The 18,137-nt window shown below is 65.7% G+C and carries 17 protein-coding genes; 9 read left to right on the top strand and 8 right to left on the bottom strand.

Annotated elements, in window-relative coordinates:
* The first annotated feature begins 13 nt into the window (after positions 1–13).
* A complete protein-coding gene (locus tag LOC59_RS04565) occupies positions 14–433 on the top strand; it encodes a Fur family transcriptional regulator (RefSeq protein WP_227894612.1) in 420 nt (139 codons plus the stop codon).
* Between the two features lie 18 nt (positions 434–451).
* Here LOC59_RS04565 and LOC59_RS04560 read toward each other — a convergent pair whose 3' ends face one another.
* The 5 genes from LOC59_RS04560 to LOC59_RS04540 all read right to left on the bottom strand — a co-directional run bounded on the left by LOC59_RS04560 (position 452) and on the right by LOC59_RS04540 (position 5,641).
* Positions 452–1,324 carry a metal ABC transporter permease gene (locus LOC59_RS04560; RefSeq protein ID WP_227894611.1) on the bottom strand — a complete coding sequence of 291 codons (873 nt, stop codon included), beginning with the start codon at positions 1,322–1,324 and terminating at the stop codon, positions 452–454.
* Positions 1,311–2,090: a metal ABC transporter ATP-binding protein gene (locus LOC59_RS04555; protein ID WP_227894672.1), complete on the bottom strand. Its 780-nt coding sequence runs from the start codon at positions 2,088–2,090 to the stop codon at positions 1,311–1,313. The genes LOC59_RS04560 and LOC59_RS04555 overlap by 14 nt, the downstream gene beginning before the upstream one ends.
* Before the next feature lie 32 nt (positions 2,091–2,122).
* Positions 2,123–3,103: a metal ABC transporter solute-binding protein, Zn/Mn family gene (locus LOC59_RS04550; RefSeq protein ID WP_229970730.1), complete on the bottom strand. Its 981-nt coding sequence runs from the start codon at positions 3,101–3,103 to the stop codon at positions 2,123–2,125.
* A gap of 100 nt (positions 3,104–3,203) precedes the next feature.
* On the bottom strand, positions 3,204–4,274 hold the full coding sequence (locus tag LOC59_RS04545; protein ID WP_227894609.1) for a hemolysin family protein: 1,071 nt from the start codon (positions 4,272–4,274) through the stop codon (positions 3,204–3,206).
* The gene (locus LOC59_RS04540; protein ID WP_227894608.1) at positions 4,271–5,641 is read right to left on the bottom strand and encodes a hemolysin family protein; all 1,371 of its coding nucleotides are present in this window, start codon (positions 5,639–5,641) and stop codon (positions 4,271–4,273) included. Before LOC59_RS04540 ends, LOC59_RS04545 begins: the two co-directional genes overlap by 4 nt.
* 504 nt (positions 5,642–6,145) lie before the next feature.
* On the opposite strand from LOC59_RS04540, the gene LOC59_RS04535 reads away from it, so the two are divergent.
* On the top strand, positions 6,146–9,952 hold the full coding sequence (locus tag LOC59_RS04535; RefSeq protein ID WP_227894607.1) for a multifunctional oxoglutarate decarboxylase/oxoglutarate dehydrogenase thiamine pyrophosphate-binding subunit/dihydrolipoyllysine-residue succinyltransferase subunit: 3,807 nt from the start codon (positions 6,146–6,148) through the stop codon (positions 9,950–9,952).
* A gap of 93 nt (positions 9,953–10,045) precedes the next feature.
* Positions 10,046–10,645 (top strand): GDSL-type esterase/lipase family protein, encoded by a 600-nt coding sequence (locus LOC59_RS04530; protein ID WP_227894606.1) that lies wholly within the window; start codon positions 10,046–10,048, stop codon positions 10,643–10,645.
* Positions 10,646–10,738: 93 nt separating this feature from the next.
* Here the strand turns inward: LOC59_RS04530 and LOC59_RS04525 are convergent, their stop codons facing one another.
* The gene (locus tag LOC59_RS04525) at positions 10,739–11,704 is read right to left on the bottom strand and encodes a zinc-binding dehydrogenase (RefSeq protein WP_229970728.1); all 966 of its coding nucleotides are present in this window, start codon (positions 11,702–11,704) and stop codon (positions 10,739–10,741) included.
* Positions 11,705–11,855: 151 nt separating this feature from the next.
* On the opposite strand from LOC59_RS04525, the gene LOC59_RS16850 reads away from it, so the two are divergent.
* Entirely contained in the window at positions 11,856–11,930 is a 75-nt protein-coding gene (locus LOC59_RS16850; RefSeq protein ID WP_369299106.1) for a 50S ribosomal protein bL37, read from the top strand.
* A gap of 82 nt (positions 11,931–12,012) precedes the next feature.
* Here LOC59_RS16850 and rsrA read toward each other — a convergent pair whose 3' ends face one another.
* A complete protein-coding gene (gene rsrA / locus LOC59_RS04520; RefSeq protein ID WP_227894604.1) occupies positions 12,013–12,273 on the bottom strand; it encodes a mycothiol system anti-sigma-R factor in 261 nt (86 codons plus the stop codon).
* Positions 12,270–13,034 (bottom strand): sigma-70 family RNA polymerase sigma factor, encoded by a 765-nt coding sequence (locus tag LOC59_RS04515; protein WP_442860563.1) that lies wholly within the window; start codon positions 13,032–13,034, stop codon positions 12,270–12,272. The genes rsrA and LOC59_RS04515 overlap by 4 nt, the downstream gene beginning before the upstream one ends.
* Positions 13,035–13,289: 255 nt before the next feature.
* Here LOC59_RS04515 and LOC59_RS04510 point away from each other — a divergent pair, with 255 nt between their 5' ends.
* The 5 genes from LOC59_RS04510 to LOC59_RS04490 all read left to right on the top strand — a co-directional run bounded on the left by LOC59_RS04510 (position 13,290) and on the right by LOC59_RS04490 (position 18,022).
* Positions 13,290–13,871, top strand: coding sequence for a DoxX family membrane protein (locus tag LOC59_RS04510; protein WP_227894602.1), 582 nt, complete (start codon positions 13,290–13,292; stop codon positions 13,869–13,871).
* A 5-nt stretch (positions 13,872–13,876) separates the two neighbouring features.
* Positions 13,877–15,223 carry a 3-phosphoshikimate 1-carboxyvinyltransferase gene (gene aroA, locus LOC59_RS04505; protein WP_229970724.1) on the top strand — a complete coding sequence of 449 codons (1,347 nt, stop codon included), beginning with the start codon at positions 13,877–13,879 and terminating at the stop codon, positions 15,221–15,223.
* A 2-nt stretch (positions 15,224–15,225) separates the two neighbouring features.
* Positions 15,226–16,341 (top strand): ribosome small subunit-dependent GTPase A, encoded by a 1,116-nt coding sequence (gene rsgA, locus LOC59_RS04500; RefSeq protein ID WP_229970721.1) that lies wholly within the window; start codon positions 15,226–15,228, stop codon positions 16,339–16,341.
* Between the two features lie 78 nt (positions 16,342–16,419).
* Positions 16,420–17,229 (top strand): histidinol-phosphatase, encoded by an 810-nt coding sequence (hisN, locus tag LOC59_RS04495; protein WP_229970719.1) that lies wholly within the window; start codon positions 16,420–16,422, stop codon positions 17,227–17,229.
* A gap of 10 nt (positions 17,230–17,239) precedes the next feature.
* Positions 17,240–18,022: a class I SAM-dependent methyltransferase gene (locus tag LOC59_RS04490; protein WP_227894598.1), complete on the top strand. Its 783-nt coding sequence runs from the start codon at positions 17,240–17,242 to the stop codon at positions 18,020–18,022.
* The last annotated feature ends 115 nt before the right edge of the window (positions 18,023–18,137 follow it).

Genomic DNA, 18,137 nt, shown 5'->3' with positions numbered 1-18,137 from the left:
AGCAGGAGATCCCATGCCAGCGCAGCCCTCCCCGCCGCGGCGGACGGCCGAGCCCCGGGTTACCCGGCAGCGCCTTGCCGTGGGACGGACGCTGGACTCCCTGGACGACTTCGTCAGCACACAGGAACTGCACCGCCTCCTGCAGGACCGCGGCGAGCAGGTGTCACTGGCCACCACCTACCGGATCCTGCAGTCTCTGGCGGACGAAGAACAGGTTGATGTGCTCCGCGGTGCCGACGGAGAGGCCCTGTACCGGCGGTGCGAGGCGGCCCATCACCACCATCACCTGGTGTGCCGCAGGTGCGGGAAGGCAGTGGAAGTGGAGGCTCCGGCTGTGGAGAACTGGGCAGCACGCCTCGGCAAGGAACACGGCTTCACCGACGTTGCCCATACCGTTGAAGTTTTTGGGCTCTGTCCCGACTGCTCCCGCTAAGGGGAACAGGTTCCTCCGCTACGCGGCAGTGCCGGTTTGCAGGCGCCTGCTGCGGCCGCGGACCTGCATGATCACCCGGCAGACCAGGTAGATCGCGAAGGAAATCGTGGTGACGTAGGGGCTGATCGGAATCCGGCCACCGAGGGCCAGCAGGATCCCGCCCACCGCGGAGACCAGTGCAAAGATGACACTGAGTGCCACCACCAGGCGCGGCGACGACGTCACCAGCAGGGCTGCGGCGGCCGGGGTGATCAGCAGCGAGAGCACAAGCAGGGCGCCGACCACCTGGATCGACAGGGCCACGGACAGGCCCAGCAGGAACATAAACACGATCGAGAGCGCGCCCACCGGGACACCGCGGGCTTCTGCAAGTTCCGGATCGGCACTGGCGAACGTCAGCGGACGCCACACCACCAGGAGCCCAACAATGACGACGGCGGCGCAAATCGCCAGCAGGTTCAGCTGGACGCTGTCCACGGCGACGATCTGTCCGGTCAGCAGGCCGAACTTGTTGGCTGAACGGCCTTCGTACAGGGCCAGGAACAGGATGCCCAGGCCCAGCCCAAAGGGCATGATGACGCCCGTGATGGAGTTCCGGTCCCGGGCCCGCAGGCCCAGCAGCGCCAGCAGCAGGGCTGCGGCAATAGAGCCGACCAGTGATCCAAGGACAACGTTGACACCCAGCAGCAGTGCCAGCGCTGCACCGGCAAAGGACAGCTCGGCGATGCCGTGGACGGCGAACGCCAGGTCCCGCATCATCACGAAGACGCCGATCATCCCGCCGACCAGGCCCAGGATGGCGGCAGCCCACAGCGAGTTGGATACCAGCGGCAGCAGCTGCCCGTAGTCACGGAAGTCGAAAACGGTGGAGAAAAAGTCAGAAAGGTCCATGGTCGCCTTCGGGGTCGCCGTGGTGGTGCGTGGTGGCGTCAGGGACGCCCAGCACCACGATCCGGCCGTGGCTGCGCAGCACCTCCACATGGGAACCGTACATGTCCGAGAGCACGTCCGAGCGCAGGACTTCATCCGGCGTTCCGGTGCGGAAGGAACCGCCCGCCAGGTACAGGACCCGGTCCACGTAGTCGATGATCGGGTTGATTTCGTGCGTCACGAAGACGACGGCGGAGTCGTGGACGTGGCAGCGTGCATCGATGAGGGCGCTGATCGCCTGCTGGTGGTGGAGGTCAAGGGAGAGCAGCGGCTCGTCGCAGAGCAGCAGGTCGGGGTCCGTAGCCAGCGCCTGTGCCGCGCGCAGCCGCTGCAGTTCCCCGCCCGACAGCATGCCCACGGGCTGGTCGGCATAACCGGCGGCACCCACCTGGGCCAGGAGTTCATCCACCCGCCGGCGCACCGGGGCGCGGCGCAGGCGCACGCCCCACTTGTCGCCGTCGACCCCCATTCCCACCAGGTCCCGGCCGCGCAGCGGCGTGCCCGCGGCAAAGGATTTCTGCTGCGGGATGTAGCCGATGTCCTTGCTTCCCCGTTCGACCTTCCGGCCGTTGATCCTGACGGTTCCCGCACTGAGCGGCTGCAGCCCGAGGAGCACCTTCAGCAACGTGGTCTTGCCGGTGCCGTTGGGGCCAAGAACGGCCAGGAACTCTCCGGCGTTGATGTCCAGGTCCAGGCCCTCCCAGAGCGTGCGGCTGCCGAAGGCCATGGAGGCACCCCGCAGCTGCACGACGGCGCGGGTCACTTCAGGACGCCCTCAAGCGCATCGACGTTCGAGTTCATCCAGCCAAGGTAGTCCTGCCCCTCAGGCAGGGTCTCGGAGAAGTTGAGAACGGGCACACCGGCGTCTTCTGCTGCCGAGCGGACGGCTTCGGTCTGGGACGTGGACGTCTGGTCGTTGTAGGCCAGGAACGCGATGTCCCCGGAGGCCACGAGGTCCTGCATTTGTTTCAGGACTGCCGGGGGCAGATCCGAGCCTTCTTCCACGGCTTCGGTGAAATCCGCGGGTGTGACATTGTGCAGTCCGGCGTCTTCGAGCAGGTAGTCAGGAACCGGTTCGGTCATGGCAACGTCCCGGTCCCCGCCCGAGGCACGGAGCGCGTCCAGGCGTGTTTCCAGTTCCGCGATGCCGTCGCTGAACGCCGCTGCGTTGTCGCGGAAAGCCGCTTCGTTCGCCGGGTCGAGTTCGGCGAGCCGCTGGGCGGCCGCCTCTGCCAGCAGGGCCATTGCCGACGGGTCGTACCAGACATGCTCGTTGAATCCGCCGTGGGAGTGGCCGTCATGCGCGTCCGCTGACCCGGAGCCGGATTCGGCGTCCTCCGAGCCGTGTGTGTGATCTGATCCGTCTTCCAGGCCGGAAATCTCGACGGCGTTCAGGACGTCCTCGGACGGCTCGCCCTCGTCCTCGACGAGGACTTCCATGAAGCTGTCATATCCGCCGCCGTTCAGGACAACCAGACCTGCCCCCGAAACAGCGAGCTTGTCCCGCGCCGTCGCCTCATAGGAGTGGGGGTCCTGGGACGGGCGGTTGATGATCGATTCAACGCTGACGTAGTCCCCGCCCACAGACTCCAGGATGTTCCCGTAGACATTGGTGGACGCGACGACCCGGATAGTTCCTTCGTCGGCGTTCTGGTCCCCTCCATCACCGGATGAGCAGGCTGACAGCGCAAGGGCTGCGGCGATGAGGGTTCCGGCCACACGGAAGGGCAGGCGGCGCATAGTGTCAGTATCCCCGTTTCAGGTAATGGTGCAGCCTCCGGGAATACCGGAGGCTGCCAGCATAACGCAAACGCGAATCATTCGCATCTGAGCCTTCGGGTCAGCCGCTGAAGCTCTCACCTGTTCGGCGGGAGCCCTGCGCCTGCGTGGCGTCACGGATCTCCCCGACCAGCTGCTCGATGATGTCCTCCAGGAAGAGGACGCCCTTCGTCTGTCCGTCCGGCCCCAGGACCCGGGCCACGTGCGACCCGGTGCGCTGCATGACGGCAAGCGCATCCTCGATCCCGTCGTCCAGGCGGAGGTTCGCCAGGGTCCGCACTTTGTTCTCGGTGATCGGGTGGTCGTAGTCCTCCTCGGGGATGGCCATGACGTCCTTCAGGTGCATGTACCCCGTGAAGTTCCCGGCGTCGTCCATCAGCACGAACCGGGAGAAGCCGGTCCGCCCCACGGCCTTTTCAAACTCGGCCGGAGTGCAGTCCGTGCGCAGGGTGACCAGTCCGTCCAGCGGAACCATCACTTCACCGGCGGTCTGGCCGGAGAATTCCAGGGCACCCGAGATCACGCCGGAATCATCGGCCACGAGCCCGTGGCGGGTGGATTCCTGCACGATCGACTGCACTTCCTGCAGCGTGAAGGATGACGTCACCTCGTCCTTGGGGGTGACGCCCACCAGGCGCAGCGCGTGGTTGGCAACCCAGTTCAGGCTGGCAGTCACCGGACGCACCACCCGCGAGACCATCACCAGCGGCGGAGCCAGCGCCAGTGCGGCGCGGTCTGCCACCGAGACTGAGATGTTCTTCGGAACCATCTCGCCAATAGTCACGTGCAGGAATGTCACGAACAGCAGCGCCACCAGGAAGCCGGCCAGGTCGGCCACTTCCACCGGAACTCCCACAGCCTCCAGCGGCGCCGCCATCAGGTGGTGGATTGCAGGTTCGGCGACATAGAGGATCAGCAGGGAGCAGACCGTGATGCCCAGCTGGGCGCATGCGAGCATCAGGGACACGTGCTCCATGGCCCACAGCGTGGTCTTGGCGCGCTTTGATCCGGCTTCGGCCAGCGGTTCAATCTGGCTGCGGCGGGCCGACATGACTGCAAACTCGGCACCGACGAAGAACGCGTTGCCCAGCAGCAGGATGACCAGCCAGAAAATGCCTGCGAGGTCGTTCATCGGGAACCTTCCCTGCGTGCCGAAACTGCCGTCGCGCCGTGGCCCGGGCGGCCCTCATGTTCCTCGTCTTCGTCCGGCGAAGGAATGAAGCAGACACGGTCGATGCGCCGCCCGTCCATCCTCTCCACTTCCAGGACCCCGCCCGGAACGGGAACGGTGTCGCCTGCTTCGGCAATCCGTCCCAGGCCGGCCATGATGTAGCCGCCGACCGTCTCGTACCCGGCCTCGTCAGGAACATCCAGCGAAGGAATGAGCTCGGAAACCTCATCAGGGCGCATCATTCCGGGGAAGTACCAGTAACCGGAGGCGCTCTGCAGCACGCCGGGCTTCAGCTTGTCATGTTCGTCGGAGACCTCTCCGACGATTTCCTCGACCAGGTCCTCCAGCGTCGCCACGCCCGCGGTTCCGCCGTATTCGTCAAGCACGACGGCGAGCTGCAGGTTGGCACTGCGCAGTTCGGAGAGCAGCGAATCCAGGTGCACCGTCTCGGGTACCCGCAGGACCTCGCTCATCAGGGCTGCGGCGGGGAGTTCCGAGCGCTTGTGTCTGGGAACTGCCACCGCTTTCTTCACGTGGACCACGCCCCGGATGTCATCAGGTGAATCCCCCAGAATGGGAAAGCGGGAGTATCCGGTGCGGCGCGCCGCTTCGATGACATCGGCAACAGGCTGCTCTGAATCGATGGTTTCCAGGCGGATGCGCGGAGTCATCACGTCGGCAGCTGTACGTTCGGAGAAGGACAGCGTGCGGGCCAGGAAGTTGGCCGTCCCCTGGTCCAGGGTTCCCATTTCAGCCGAACGCCGGACCATCGAGGAGAGCTCCGCTGGCGTCCGCGCCCCCGAGACCTCTTCCTTGGCTTCGAGTCCGAACAGGTTCAGGACCTTGTTGGAGAAGCCGTTGAGCACCAGGATTGCCGGCTTAAAGATAAAGGTAAAAGCAAGCTGCGGCCGTGCCAGCACCCGGCCCACCTTGAACGGAAGTGCAATGGACATGTTCTTGGGGATCAGTTCACCCAGCAGCATCGACAGCAGCGTGGCCAGCACCATTGCGGCAATCACCGAAACAGACAGTGCGGCCGCCGGCGGAAGGCCCAGTGCAGCCAGCGGCCCCTGGAGAAGCCGCCCCACGGACGGTTCCATTACGTAACCGGTGAGCAGCGTCGTCAGGGTGATGCCAAGCTGGCAGCTGGAGAGCTGGGTGGAAAGTGTCGTCAGGCAGCGCAGCAGCGGCTCCGCACGGGTGTCGCCGTCGGCCACGGCCCGCCTGACGGTGGGCTGGTCCAGGGCCACGAGGGAAAACTCGACGGCAACGAAAAAGCCGGTGCCGCAGATCAGCAGCAGGCCGGCAAGGAGGAACAACCACTCCATTTAGGAAGCCACCCCCGCTTTGCAGCTTGGGCCAAGGGCTTCCGCGGAGCACTGTGGCGGATAACCGCCGGACGGAGGATGGTCGGCTGATGCCGTACTGGAAGGCTCCGATGAGGCGGCCGGAGCTTGGGGTGATCGGGTGCGGTCGTTGCCGGCTCTGTGCGTCCGCGCTGCGGTAACCGCAGCTGTGGAAGCAGGCCGGCGCCTAGAGTTGCTGTCCATAGAATTTCCAGTTTACAGCTTTCGATCCCGGGCACCAGATGTCTTTTCCGCGGCACCGGGAGCCTCCGGGGCGTGCGGCACTTCGGCTGCACCACACCTGGATGTGTCGCATCACACATCCACACACTGCGGAGATTGGCCACTTCCGTCGATCTGTAACTAGACTTGCTACCAAGTCTCGGTCACTGCGCACCGGGCCGCACCAGCAAGTCTTGAGGCGGAAACGCTCAGATCATGGTGCCATCAGGGCAAACGGCAACTCATGGAAGAGGCGTATAACTAGTGCCAGACCAACCCAACCACCGCCTGCCGGAGGAATTCGGCGGGAACGAATGGCTTGTCGACGAATTGTACGAGCAGTTCCTCAAGGACAAGAACTCGGTCGACAAGAAGTGGTGGAGCATTTTCGACTCCTTCAAGGCGGAGGACGCGAAGCAGGCTGAGCGCGGATCTGCCTCAGGCAACGGCTCGACCCCGCCCAGCGAACTCGGTGCGAACCCGGCAACACGCCAGCTTCCCGTCGTCCAGACTGAGGCGCAGGCCCCCAAGGCCTCCGGCGAATCCCCGGCAGCCACGCAGCAGTCCGGCAAGCCGCCCGTAGCCAAGGAAGCCTCGGCTCCCCAGGACGAGCCCAAGTCTGCCGAAGCAGCCGCCAAGCCCGCTCCCATCCCGGCACAGCTCCCCAAGACGAAGCCCAGCACCCAGACCGAAGAGGACACTGTCACTGTCCTGCGCGGCCCGGCCAAGGCCATCGCCACGAACATGGACCTCAGCCTGAGCGTCCCCACAGCCACCACCGTGCGTGCAGTGCCGGCCAAGCTGCTGATAGACAACCGCATTGTCATCAACAGCCATCTGGAACGTGCCCGCGGCGGCAAGGTCTCCTTCACTCACCTGCTCGGTTACGCCATCATCCGTGCTGCGGCCCAGTTCCCGTCCCAGAATGTGTACTACGACGAGGTGGACGGCAAGCCCGTTGCTGTCCAGCCCGCGCACATCAACTTCGGCCTCGCCGTCGACATGCCCAAGCCGGACGGCAGCCGCCTGCTCGTGGTCCCGAACATCAAGAAGGCCGAGACCATGAACTTCTCGGAGTTCTGGCACGCCTACGAAGACCTGGTCAAGCGCACCCGCGCCGGCAAGCTCACTGCCGACGATTACAAGGGCACGACCATCTCCCTGACGAACCCGGGCGGCATCGGAACGGTTCATTCTGTTCCCCGCCTCTCCAAGGGACAGGCCTGCATCATCGGTGCCGGTGCCCTTGAGTACCCGGCGGAGTTCCAGGGCTCCAATGAGAAGATCCTTGCCCGCAACGCCATTTCGAAGGTCATCACGCTGACCTCCACCTATGACCACCGCGTCATCCAGGGTGCCGGCAGCGGCGAGTTCCTGCGCATTGTCCACCAGCTGCTGCTGGGTGAGCAGAACTTCTACGACGACGTCTTCGAGTCCCTGCGCATTCCGTACGAGCCGGTCCGCTGGAGCCCCGACATCCAGGTCAACCCGGATGAGCAGGTCAACAAGGTTGCCCGCATCCAGCAGCTGATCCACTCCTACCGGGTGCGCGGCCACCTGATGGCGGACACCAACCCGCTCGAGTACGTCCAGCGCCGCCACGCGGACCTGGACATCCTCAACCACGGCCTGACCCTCTGGGACCTGGACCGCGAATGGCCCACCGGCGGATTCGGCGGCAAGCCGATGCTGAAGCTGCGCAAGATCCTCGGCGTCCTCCGGGATGCCTACTGCCGCACAGCGGGCATCGAATACATGCACATCCAGGATCCGGAAGAGCGCAACTGGTTCCAGGACCGTCTCGAGGCTCCCTACAGCAAGCCTTCCCGCGAAGAGCAGCTGCGCATCCTCAGCAAGCTCAATGCTGCCGAGGCCTTTGAGACGTTCCTGCAGACCAAGTTCGTCGGCCAGAAGCGCTTCTCCCTCGAAGGCGGCGAATCGCTGATTCCGCTGCTGGACGCGATCATTTCCGGTGCCGCGGACGAAGGCATGGAAGAAGTCGGAATCGGCATGGCCCACCGAGGCCGCCTGAACGTGCTGACAAACATCGCCGGCAAGACCTATGCCCAGGTCTTCCGCGAATTTGAGGGCACCCAGGATCCGCGCTCGGTCCAGGGCTCGGGCGACGTGAAGTACCACCTCGGCACCGAGGGAACCTTCACGTCGGACAACGGCAACCAGACGAAGGTTTACCTGGCCGCCAACCCGTCGCACCTCGAGGCCGGCGACTCGGTCCTCGAAGGAATCGTCCGCGCCAAGCAGGACCGGCTGGACCGCGGGGATGAATTCCCCGTCCTGCCGATCCTCATCCACGGTGATGCTGCCTTCGCCGGACAGGGCGTGGTGGCGGAAACGCTCAACCTCTCCCAGCTGCGCGGCTACCGCACGGGCGGCACCATCCACGTGATCGTGAACAACCAGGTTGGCTTCACCACCGCCCCGACGTCCTCGCGCTCCTCTGTTTACGCCACGGACGTTGCCAAGATGGTCCAGGCACCGATCTTCCACGTGAACGGTGACGATCCGGAGCAGGTTGTCCGCATGGCCCAGCTGGCCTTCGACTACCGCCAGCGGTTCAACAAGGACGTCGTCATCGACATGGTCTGCTACCGCCGCCGCGGGCACAACGAGGGCGACGATCCCTCGATGACGCAGCCGATGATGTATTCGCTGATCGAAGCGAAGCGTTCCGTGCGCAAGCTTTACACCGAGTCCCTGATCGGACGCGGCGACATCAGCCAGGAAGAAGCGGAGCAGGCGCTGCGCGACTACCAGAGCCGCCTGGAGCGTGTCTTCGCCGAGACGCACGCCGCCCAGACCTCGCCGATCCCGGTCATCACCAAGGATTCCGAGGCTGTCTCCGACCTGGAACGTCCTGCCGCCCAGCAGGAAGGCTCCACCGTCGTCGCGCCGTCCAGCACTGCCATCTCCGCGGATACCCTCGCGCACATTGGCAAGGCCCACGTCGCGGTCCCTGAGGGCTTCACCGTGCATCCGAAGCTGAAGTCGCTCCTGGAGAAGCGTGAGCAGATGTCCCGTGAGGGCAACATCGACTGGGGCTTCGCAGAAATTGCGGCCTTCGGTTCGCTGCTTATGGAAGGTGTTCCCGTCCGCCTGGCCGGCCAGGACTCCCGGCGCGGCACGTTCACCCAGCGCCACGCCGTCTTCCATGACCGGGCAACCGGTGCCGAGTGGATGCCGCTTGGAGAACTGGATCCGAACCAGGCCAAGCTGTGGATCTATGACTCCCTGCTCTCCGAATTCGCAGCCCTCGGCTTCGAATACGGCTACTCGGTGGAACGCCCCGATGCCCTCGTCCTGTGGGAAGCGCAGTTCGGTGACTTCGTCAACGGCGCGCAGACCATCATTGACGAGTTCATTTCCTCGGCCGAGCAGAAGTGGGGCCAGCGCTCCTCGCTCGTCATGATGCTTCCGCACGGCTACGAGGGCCAGGGCCCGGACCACTCTTCGGCCCGGATCGAACGGTTCCTGCAGCTGTGTGCTGAGGACAACATGATCGTGGCGAACCCGACCACCGGCGCTTCGCACTTCCACCTGCTGCGCCGGCAGGCGTACAGCCGGCCGCGCAAGCCGCTGGTGATCTTCACTCCGAAGCAGCTGCTGCGCCTGAAGGCCGCCGCTACCTCGGTGGAGGAATTCACCCAGGGTTCGTTCCAGCCGGTCATCGGCGAGCATGCCGAACTGGATGCGAACGCCGTCGACAAGGTCCTCCTGGTCTCCGGCCGTCTCTACTACGATCTGCTGGCCAACCGCCAGAAGACCAATGATGAGAAGACGGCGATCATCCGCGTCGAGCAGCTGTACCCGCTGCCGGTCAACGAGATCAAGGAAGCCGTGGCGAAGTACCCGAACGCCGAGATTGTGTGGGCGCAGGATGAGCCCGCCAACCAGGGTCCGTGGCCGTTCATCGGCCTGAACCTGCCGCAGGAACTGGACCGGCCGCTGCGGCTGGCTTCCCGTCCGGCGTCGGCGTCGACAGCAACCGGCTCGGCCAAGCGTCACGCTGTTGAGCAGGACATCCTGGTCAAGAAGGCCTTCGAACGCCGATAGTAGGCTAGGTTTGGGTGGGGCACCGGTGGTGCCCCACCCGGCTTTTAACGCAATCCATTCTCTGGATATCCCGTCAAATGGAAAAGGCAACTCGTGGAACAACGCAGAATCAGGCTCGCTGCGGTCGGTGACGAACTGCTCGCCGGACACGGTGACCCCCGCGCGCTGGGCTGGCTGGGCCGTGTGCTCGCCCGTACGACGCCGGAGACCGCACAACTCGAGGCATACAGCCTTGCTGCTCCCGGCGAAGGCACCGAAGCCCTGGCGAACCGCTGGCTGATGGAAGCCGGCCGCAGGTTCGATGAGAGCTGCGAGAACCGCCTCGTCATCGGCCTTTCGGACCGCGACCTTGATCTGGAACTGTCGACGGCGCGCAGCCGGTTGAACCTGGCCAATATCCTGGACGGCGCTGCCCAGATGAGCATCAAGGTCCTGGTCGTAGGTCCTCCCCCGGGCCTGGATGCGGAGCGCAACCGGAAGCTGGCGGATCTTTCCGCTGCTTTTGGGGACGTCACGACGCGCCGCAAGCACGTCTACGTCGACACCCTGACGCCGCTGCTGAACCATGAGCAGTGGCGCACCGACCTCGCTGCCAACGGCGGCACCCCCGGCCAGGCAGGCTACGGGCTGATTGCGTGGCTGGTCCTGCACCGGGGCTGGTTCCGCTGGCTGGACCTGCCGGACATGAACTGACACTTCCGGCTCAGCAATGCAAGAAGGCGCCCGCAGTTTCCGCGGGCGCCTTCTTGCATTACTTGTTGCGTCAACTGCTCACTGCCAAAGGGCTCAGTGACGGAAGACGATCTTCCCGGTGGCTTCGCCGTCGTGAAGCCGGCGGAATCCTTTGGCCGCTTCTTCCAGCGGGAGGACCGAATCGATCTCCGGCCGGACCCCGGTGGCGAGAAGGAAACCGATGAGCCTCTGCAGTTCCGCCTTGGTGCCCATGGTGCTGCCCAGAACCTTCAGCTGCAGGAAAAAGATGCGGTTCAGGTCCGCAGGCGGATTCGGCCCGCTCGTCGCCCCGCAGGTCACCAGGGCTCCGCCCGGCTTCAGCGCCTTCAGGGAATGGCTCCACGTCGCCTCGCCGACGGAATCGAACACGGCGTCTACGCGCTCCGGGAGCCTGGCACCGGCCTCGAACACGGCTTCGGCGCCGAGCCGGCGTGCGTGCTCCAGCTTGTCCGGGTTCCGTCCGGCCACCCACACCCGGTACCCCGCAGTCGAGGCCAGGGAAATCAGCGCCGTCGCGACCCCGCCCGCGGCCCCCTGCACCAGGACCGTGGACCCGGGAGCGGCGGGTGAGACCGTGAACAGCATGCGGTAGGCCGTCAGCCACGCCGTGGGCAGGCAAGCCGCCTCTTCGAAACTCAGCTGCGAGGGTTTCGGAACCAGGTTGCGTTCGGGCACCCAGACTTCGCTGGCCATGGTGCCGGGGTACCGTTCCGAGAGCAGCGTCCGGCGCGGATCCAGGGTCTCATCGCCTTCCCAGCCGGGAGAGGAAATCACCGAGTGGATAATGACGTCGTTGCCCTCGTCGTCCACACCGGCGCCGTCACAGCCCAAGATCATCGGGAGCCGGTCGGCGGGCAGTCCCACGCCGCGCAGCGACCACAGATCGTGCCGGTTCAGCGCGGAGGCGACGACGCGGACGCGGCGGAATCCCGGTTCCGGCTGGCTGGCGGGGAGCTCACCGACGACGAGTCCGCTGAGCGGATCCCCGTCGGACTGGGACTGGGCGTACACGGCTCGCATGGATAAGCTCCTTAGGTCGCTGGTTGCTCCATCCTAGGGGACAGCCGGGCCGTCCTGGACAGCTGCATGTCCGGGGCCCGCATTTACGCCATCGGTACAGTGTGTGGGAGACTGAAGGGCAGAACTTGAACGCGAATCGAAGGAGGCAGCCATGAGCAAGCGAGCACGCAAGCGTCGTGACCGTAAGCGCGGCGGCGCAAACCACGGCAAGCGTCCCAACACCTAAGTCACGGGACGTTTGCGCGGTCTGACGCGCACAACAGAAAACCCCCGCAGCCTCACGGCGCGGGGGTTTTCTGTTTGCCGGGTTAGTGGTCCACGGACTGGATCTGGCTGATGCGCGCCAGGATGCTTGCTTTGAGTGTCTCGGGGGCAGCTTCGGTGCACGAGCGCTTCACCACCGACCGGATGACACACTCCAAGTCATGCTCCTCGGCGCATTCCGGGCAGCCTTCCAGGTGTTCCTTGATCTCCACGAGGTCATCATGCGAGAGCGCGCCGTCGAGGTACTCGTACAGCCTTTCGATGCGTGCATCATCGCAATCGCCCAGGCTCTGGCAATCACTCATAGTGTGTTCCCCTGTTTCTTGTTACCGGCGGCTGCCGGACGTACCTTCGCTTTGATGCCGCGCTCGTGGGCGTACTCCGCGAGGATCTCGCGGAGCAACTTCCGTCCGCGGTGAAGGCGGGACATCACGGTGCCGATCGGCGTGTTCATGATTTCGGAAATCTCCTTGTACGCGAAGCCCTCCACGTCGGAGAAATAGACGGCCAGGCGGAACTCCTCCGGAATGGCCTGCAGAGCGCTCTTGACGTCCGAATCCGGCAGGTGGTCCAGGGCTTCAGCTTCCGCTGAGCGGAGACCCGAGGAGCTGTGTTCAGCGGCGCGGGCCAGCTGCCAGTCCTCCACTCCCTCGGAGTTGGACTGCAGCGGTTCACGCTGGCGCTTGCGGTACAGGTTGATATAGGTGTTCGTCAGGATGCGGTAGAGCCAGGCTTTGAGGTTGGTTCCCGGCTTGTACTGGTGAAACGCGGAGAAGGCTTTGGTGTAGGCCTCCTGCACCAGGTCTTCGGCGTCAGCAGGATTGCGGGCCATGCGCATGGCAGCCGAGTAGAGCTGATCCACATACTGCATGGCGTCACGCTCAAACCTCAGCTTGCGGGCCTGCTCAGACTCAGCAGCGACATCCAAGCCCGGATCTTCCACTTGTGGGCTGCCTTCCGGCACATCAGTTCTCATTACGTCCAAGTGTAAGGGGCGTGTGCCGGCCAGCAAGGCGGAGGGCCCGGCCGCCAAGACGGCAGAGTCATCCAGCACTGCGTTCACCATCCGTGCCTGCTCCTTCTTTATTGCCGTCTTTATTGCCGTCTGTTGCGGTCCGGGTTTCTTCCCTGACTCCAGCCATAACCGGCGCCGCCCGGGGGTTATTCCTTCCCCGCCGCTCTTGAAGCTCGGGCTGCCGAGATGTAGAAGGGTTTTAAAGGTGCCAGACTAGGGGTTATCCGTTTGCGTACGGCACGCCTGGCTGCGCCGCCGTATCATCCCGTTCAGCACGCCGGACCCCGGCGCAACAAGGAGGCACGCATGACGATTGTCCGTTCCCTAGCCCGCCCGCTCCTCGCAGCAGGATTCGTCGCGGCCGGCGTAGAGCGCCTGCGCAACGCCGAGACGACCGGTGAGCAGCTCGCCCCGACCCTGCGGCGCCTCGGCAAGAGCATGCCGTCAGCGGCCGGACTGGCGGACAATCCCGCCGCCGTCGCCCGTGTCCTCGGCGCGACCCAGCTTGGGGCCGCCGGCCTGCTCGGCCTCGGCAAGCTCTCCAGGCTGGCAGGCGTGGTGCTGGCAGCCACTACAGGCATCAACACCTTCGTGGAATACCGCAACGCTGACGCCACCACGGCTGAAGGCCGCAGGGACAGGCGCACCCAGCTGCTCAAGAACCTCTCCCTGATCGGCGGCGTCCTGCTGGCAGCAGTGGATACCAACGGGCGCCCCGGGCTGGCCTGGCGCGCCGAGCACCTGGTGTCCGACACCGGGCGCAGTGTCCGCGCCATCGGCAAAGACGCCGGCCGGCGTTCCCGGCAGGTCACCAAGCAAACCAAGAAGCAGCTCGCCAAGGCGGACCGCGCCGTCCGCAGCGCAGCCTCAGATATAGCAGGTTCCTAAGCACCATGGTTTCCCCCTCCGCGCTCCAGCCCGTTACAGAGGGCTGGCCGGCCCCCACCCCCAAGGACCCCGTCGATGCAGTGGTCCGCGTTCCCGGTTCCAAGTCGCTCACCAACAGATATCTGGTCCTGGCGGCCCTGGCAGACGGACCGTCCTGTTTGCGTGCCCCGCTGCATTCGCGTGACTCGGCCCTGATGGTCCAGGCGCTGCAGGCCCTGGGGGCGGGAATTGCACAGGTGCCGGGGTCGGGACCGTTTGGTCCGGACCTCCTGGTGGAGCCGCTCAGCCCCGGTGCCGCGGGGGACGCGGATGTTGACTGCGGACTGGCGGGAACCGTGATGCGGTTCGTGCCGCCGCTGGCCGCGCTGCGGAACGGAACAGTGTCCTTTGACGGGGATCCGCACGCCCGGCAACGTCCGATGGGCGTAACCATCGAGGCGCTGCGCGCCCTGGGAATCGAAGTCGACGACGGCGGGCAGGGTGCCCTGCCCTTCTCCGTCGCCGGCCGCGGTGAGGTGGCCGGAGGCCGGTTGGAGATCGATGCCGGTGCCTCGTCCCAGTTTGTCTCGGCCCTTCTCCTGGCAGGGGCACGGTTCACCAACGGCCTGCATCTGGTCCACAGCGGCGCGAACCTGCCGAGCCTGGACCACATCGCCATGACGGTCCAGGTCCTCCGCGAATGCGGCGTCGAGGTCGACGATTCAGTTCCGAACCAGTGGCAGGTCTCCCCCGGCACCATCCGGGCCTTCGACGTCGCCATTGAGCCGGATCTCTCCAACGCCGGCCCCTTCCTCGCAGCAGCATTGGTCACCGGCGGCACCGTCCGGATCCCGGGCTGGCCGGAAACCACCACCCAGGTAGGCGACCAGTGGCGCCGGATCCTGCCGCAGATGGGAGCCGAGGCTGAACTGTCCGACGGCGTCCTGACGGTCCGCTCTGACGGAAAGATCCGCGGAGGGGTTTTCGCCGACACCAGCGAACTGGCTCCCACGGTGGCCGCGCTCTGTGCACTTGCCGACTCGCCGTCGGTCCTCACGGGCATCGCGCACCTGCGCGGCCATGAAACAGACCGCCTCGCTGCGCTGAAGACTGAGATCAACCGGCTGGGCGGCTCGGTCACGGAAACTGACGACGGCCTGCGGATCCAGCCGGCACCGCTGCACGGCGGCACCTTCGGCACGTATGCGGACCACAGGATGGCCACCGCCGGAGCGATCATCGGGCTGGCCGTTCCAGGGGTGGTCGTGGAAGACATCTCCGCCACCTCCAAGACCATGCCGGAGTTCGCGGATCTGTGGACCGAATTGGCAGCCGGGCCTTCGGGCACCGCCGGAACTGCGCAGGAAGGCTAGCGGTGGCACGAGGTACCGGCGGGTGGGACGAATCCGACGTCCGGGTCCGCCCGAACAAAAAGGGCTCGCGGCCGCGCACCAAGGACCGCCCTGCGCACGAGGACGCGGTGACCGGACGGATCATTACCGTGGACCGCGGGCGCTACACCGCGATCGTGGACGAAGACACTCCCCAGGAGCGGATCGTCACCGCTGCCCGGGCGCGTGAACTCCGCCGCACGCCCGTCGTCGCGGGCGACCTGGTAGCGCTGGTGGGTGACGTCTCCGGCGCCCCGGACAGCCTGGCCCGCCTGGTCCGGGTCAATGAGCGGGCCACCCTCCTGCGGCGTTCCGCTGATGACACTGATCCGGTGGAGCGCGTGGTAGTTGCCAATGCTGACCAGCTGGTCATCGTGGTGGCGGCCGCGAATCCCGAGCCGCGCACCGGCTTCATTGACCGGGCACTGGTTGCCGCCTATGACGCCGGAATTTCACCGCTGCTGTGCATCACCAAGGCTGATCTCAAGGACCCTGCTGAACTGCTGGCCAACTATGAGCACCTCGACCTGGAGGTCATCATCAGCCGGACGGCGCAGGCAGAAGACACCGGCGTGGACTCCGAATCGGATGACGGCCTCTCCGCCCGGCTGGCAGGCAACGCTGTCGAGGCACTCCACGAACACCTGCTGGGCCGCGTCAGCGTGCTGGTGGGACATTCCGGCGTCGGCAAATCCACCCTGGTGAACGCCCTGACCGGTTCCCGCCGCGCCACGGGCGGGGTCAACGCCGTCACGGGCCGCGGCCGGCACACCTCCTCCTCGGCCCTGGCACTGAAAGTCAACGACTCCCCCTCCGGAAGCTGGATTATCGATACCCCCGGCATCCGCTCCTTCGGCCTGGCCCACGTGGACCCGGACCGCATCCTCAACGCCTTCCCGGACCTCGAGCCCGGTACCGAGGCCTGTGAACGCGGTTGCCGCCATGACAATGAATCCGTGAACTGCGGGCTCGACGCCTGGGTGGAATCCGGCCAGGCAGGTGCTGCCGGACCGGCCCGGCTCGCGTCGCTGCGGCGGTTGCTGGGCTCCGGGATGCGGACCGAAAACAGGGCCCATGCCAAGGAGCTGGGAAGCCAGTAGGCGCAGTTGCGCAGCGGGCACACGCCGGGCACCTGCGTAAACGTGGGCACAGCGGTGTTAATAGCGATAAGTTGAAGTATGCCGTTCGCTCAGAACTACAACGATGATCTGCGTCTCGCCCATGTCATGGCCGACTCCGTGGACGACCAGACCATGTCCCGTTTCAAGGCCCAGGACCTGAGGGTGGAGACCAAGCCGGACCTCACGCCCGTCACCGATGCAGACAAGGCCGCCGAAGACGCCATCCGCGGACAGCTCTCGCGTGCGAGGCCCCGCGATGCCGTCCTCGGCGAGGAATTCGGTTCCACCGGTTCCGGTCCGCGGCGGTGGATCATTGATCCGATCGACGGCACCAAGAACTTCGTCCGCGGCGTCCCTGTCTGGGCCACCCTGATTGCGCTGGTCGACGACGGCGTTCCCGTCGTGGGACTCGTCAGCGCACCGGCACTGGGCAAGCGCTGGTGGGCAGCCACCGGAACCGGCGCATACATGGGCCGCTCCCTCGCCTCCGCCACCCGGCTGCGTGTATCCGACGTCTCCAAGCTTGACGACGCTTCGCTCTCCTACTCCAGCCTCACGGGGTGGAAGCAGCGCGGAAACCTGGAGGAGTTCATGGGCCTCACGGAGTCCGTCTGGCGGACCCGCGCCTACGGCGACTTCTGGTCCTACTGCATGGTGGCCGAGGGCGCCGTCGACATAGCCTGCGAACCCGAACTCAATCTTTACGACATGGCAGCCCTGGTGCCCATCATCACCGAGGCCGGAGGGCGTTTCACATCGCTTGAGGGCGAGGACGGTCCCTTCGGCGGAAATGCCCTGGCCACCAACGGGGTGCTGCACAACGAGGTCCTCCGGCGCCTGAACCCGGACCTTGACGACCTTTTCTAGGGGCGTACCGATGGCGGCGAGAGGACCACGCCTGGACAGTCTGCGGCGGCGTGAGCTCGCCCGCAGCTACCGCAGCGGAGGGGAGCACTACGACCGGATCCGTCCCGGCTACCCGGACGAGGCTGTCCGCTGGCTTTTTGACGTTCCCGGAGTGCGTTCACGGACACCGTCCAACGTGACCGTGGCGGATGTCGGTGCAGGGACCGGAAAGTACACGCGGGCCCTGGCCGCAGCCGGCTTCGACGTCCATGCCGTGGACCCGTCGGAGGACATGCTGGGCCAGCTGCACAAATCCCTGCCGCAGGTTCCCGTGAGCGTCGGAACGGCAGAAGCCACCAGCCTCCCGGCCGGGTCCTTCGATGCCGTAACCGTTGCCCAGGCCTGGCACTGGTGCGATCCGGAGGCGTCGGCGGAGGAATTCGCCCGGATACTTGTTCCAGGCGGATTCGCGGGCCTGGTCTGGAACCAGCTCGACGTGGGCGTCCCCTGGGTCCACCGGTTCGCTCGCATCATCCATGCCGGTGATGTGCTCCGCCCCGGCTTCCGCCCGCCGATGGGCCCTGCGCTCCGCCTGCAGGAAGCACACACCACGGCCTGGACCCAGCTGATGACACCCGCGGACCTCAAGGAGCTGGCCAAGTCCCGGTCCTACTATCTTTCAGCGAACGAGGACGTCCGCGCCAAGGTGCTGGCCAACCTGGACTGGTACCTGCATGAGCACCTCGGACATGCTGACGGGGAGAGCCTGGAGCTGCCGTACCTCACCCTGTCCTGGCGGGCAACGAGGGCTTGAGCGGCTCCCCTGGCCCTGTTCCGCTGGGATGGCTTGCTCTGGGCTGATCCAGTTCCAATACCATCCAGCGCCCGCCCTGCCCTGGGCTGGCCCCCTGCCCTACACTGGACCGACC

Source organism: Arthrobacter sp. zg-Y916 (assembly GCF_020907385.1).
GTDB classification, from domain to species: domain Bacteria; phylum Actinomycetota; class Actinomycetes; order Actinomycetales; family Micrococcaceae; genus Arthrobacter_B; species Arthrobacter_B caoxuetaonis.
The sequence above is the reverse complement of the archived record's forward strand: the minus strand, read 5'-3'. Positions and strand labels throughout refer to the sequence as shown.

What these genes read in the sequence shown, in the direction of transcription:
- LOC59_RS04565 (WP_227894612.1), top strand. Translation starts at nt 14, where the DNA reads ATGCCAGCGCAGCCCTCCCCGCCGCGGCGGACGGCCGAGCCCCGGGTT.
- LOC59_RS04560 (WP_227894611.1), bottom strand. Translation starts at nt 1,324, where the DNA reads ATGGACCTTTCTGACTTTTTCTCCACCGTTTTCGACTTCCGTGACTAC.
- LOC59_RS04555 (WP_227894672.1), bottom strand. Translation starts at nt 2,090, where the DNA reads ATGGCCTTCGGCAGCCGCACGCTCTGGGAGGGCCTGGACCTGGACATC.
- LOC59_RS04550 (WP_229970730.1), bottom strand. Translation starts at nt 3,103, where the DNA reads ATGCGCCGCCTGCCCTTCCGTGTGGCCGGAACCCTCATCGCCGCAGCC.
- LOC59_RS04545 (WP_227894609.1), bottom strand. Translation starts at nt 4,274, where the DNA reads ATGAACGACCTCGCAGGCATTTTCTGGCTGGTCATCCTGCTGCTGGGC.
- LOC59_RS04540 (WP_227894608.1), bottom strand. Translation starts at nt 5,641, where the DNA reads ATGGAGTGGTTGTTCCTCCTTGCCGGCCTGCTGCTGATCTGCGGCACC.
- LOC59_RS04525 (WP_229970728.1), bottom strand. Translation starts at nt 11,704, where the DNA reads ATGCGAGCCGTGTACGCCCAGTCCCAGTCCGACGGGGATCCGCTCAGC.
- rsrA (WP_227894604.1), bottom strand. Translation starts at nt 12,273, where the DNA reads ATGAGTGATTGCCAGAGCCTGGGCGATTGCGATGATGCACGCATCGAA.
- LOC59_RS04515 (WP_442860563.1), bottom strand. Translation starts at nt 13,034, where the DNA reads ATGGTGAACGCAGTGCTGGATGACTCTGCCGTCTTGGCGGCCGGGCCC.
- LOC59_RS04510 (WP_227894602.1), top strand. Translation starts at nt 13,290, where the DNA reads ATGACGATTGTCCGTTCCCTAGCCCGCCCGCTCCTCGCAGCAGGATTC.
- aroA (WP_229970724.1), top strand. Translation starts at nt 13,877, where the DNA reads ATGGTTTCCCCCTCCGCGCTCCAGCCCGTTACAGAGGGCTGGCCGGCC.
- hisN (WP_229970719.1), top strand. Translation starts at nt 16,420, where the DNA reads ATGCCGTTCGCTCAGAACTACAACGATGATCTGCGTCTCGCCCATGTC.
- LOC59_RS04490 (WP_227894598.1), top strand. Translation starts at nt 17,240, where the DNA reads ATGGCGGCGAGAGGACCACGCCTGGACAGTCTGCGGCGGCGTGAGCTC.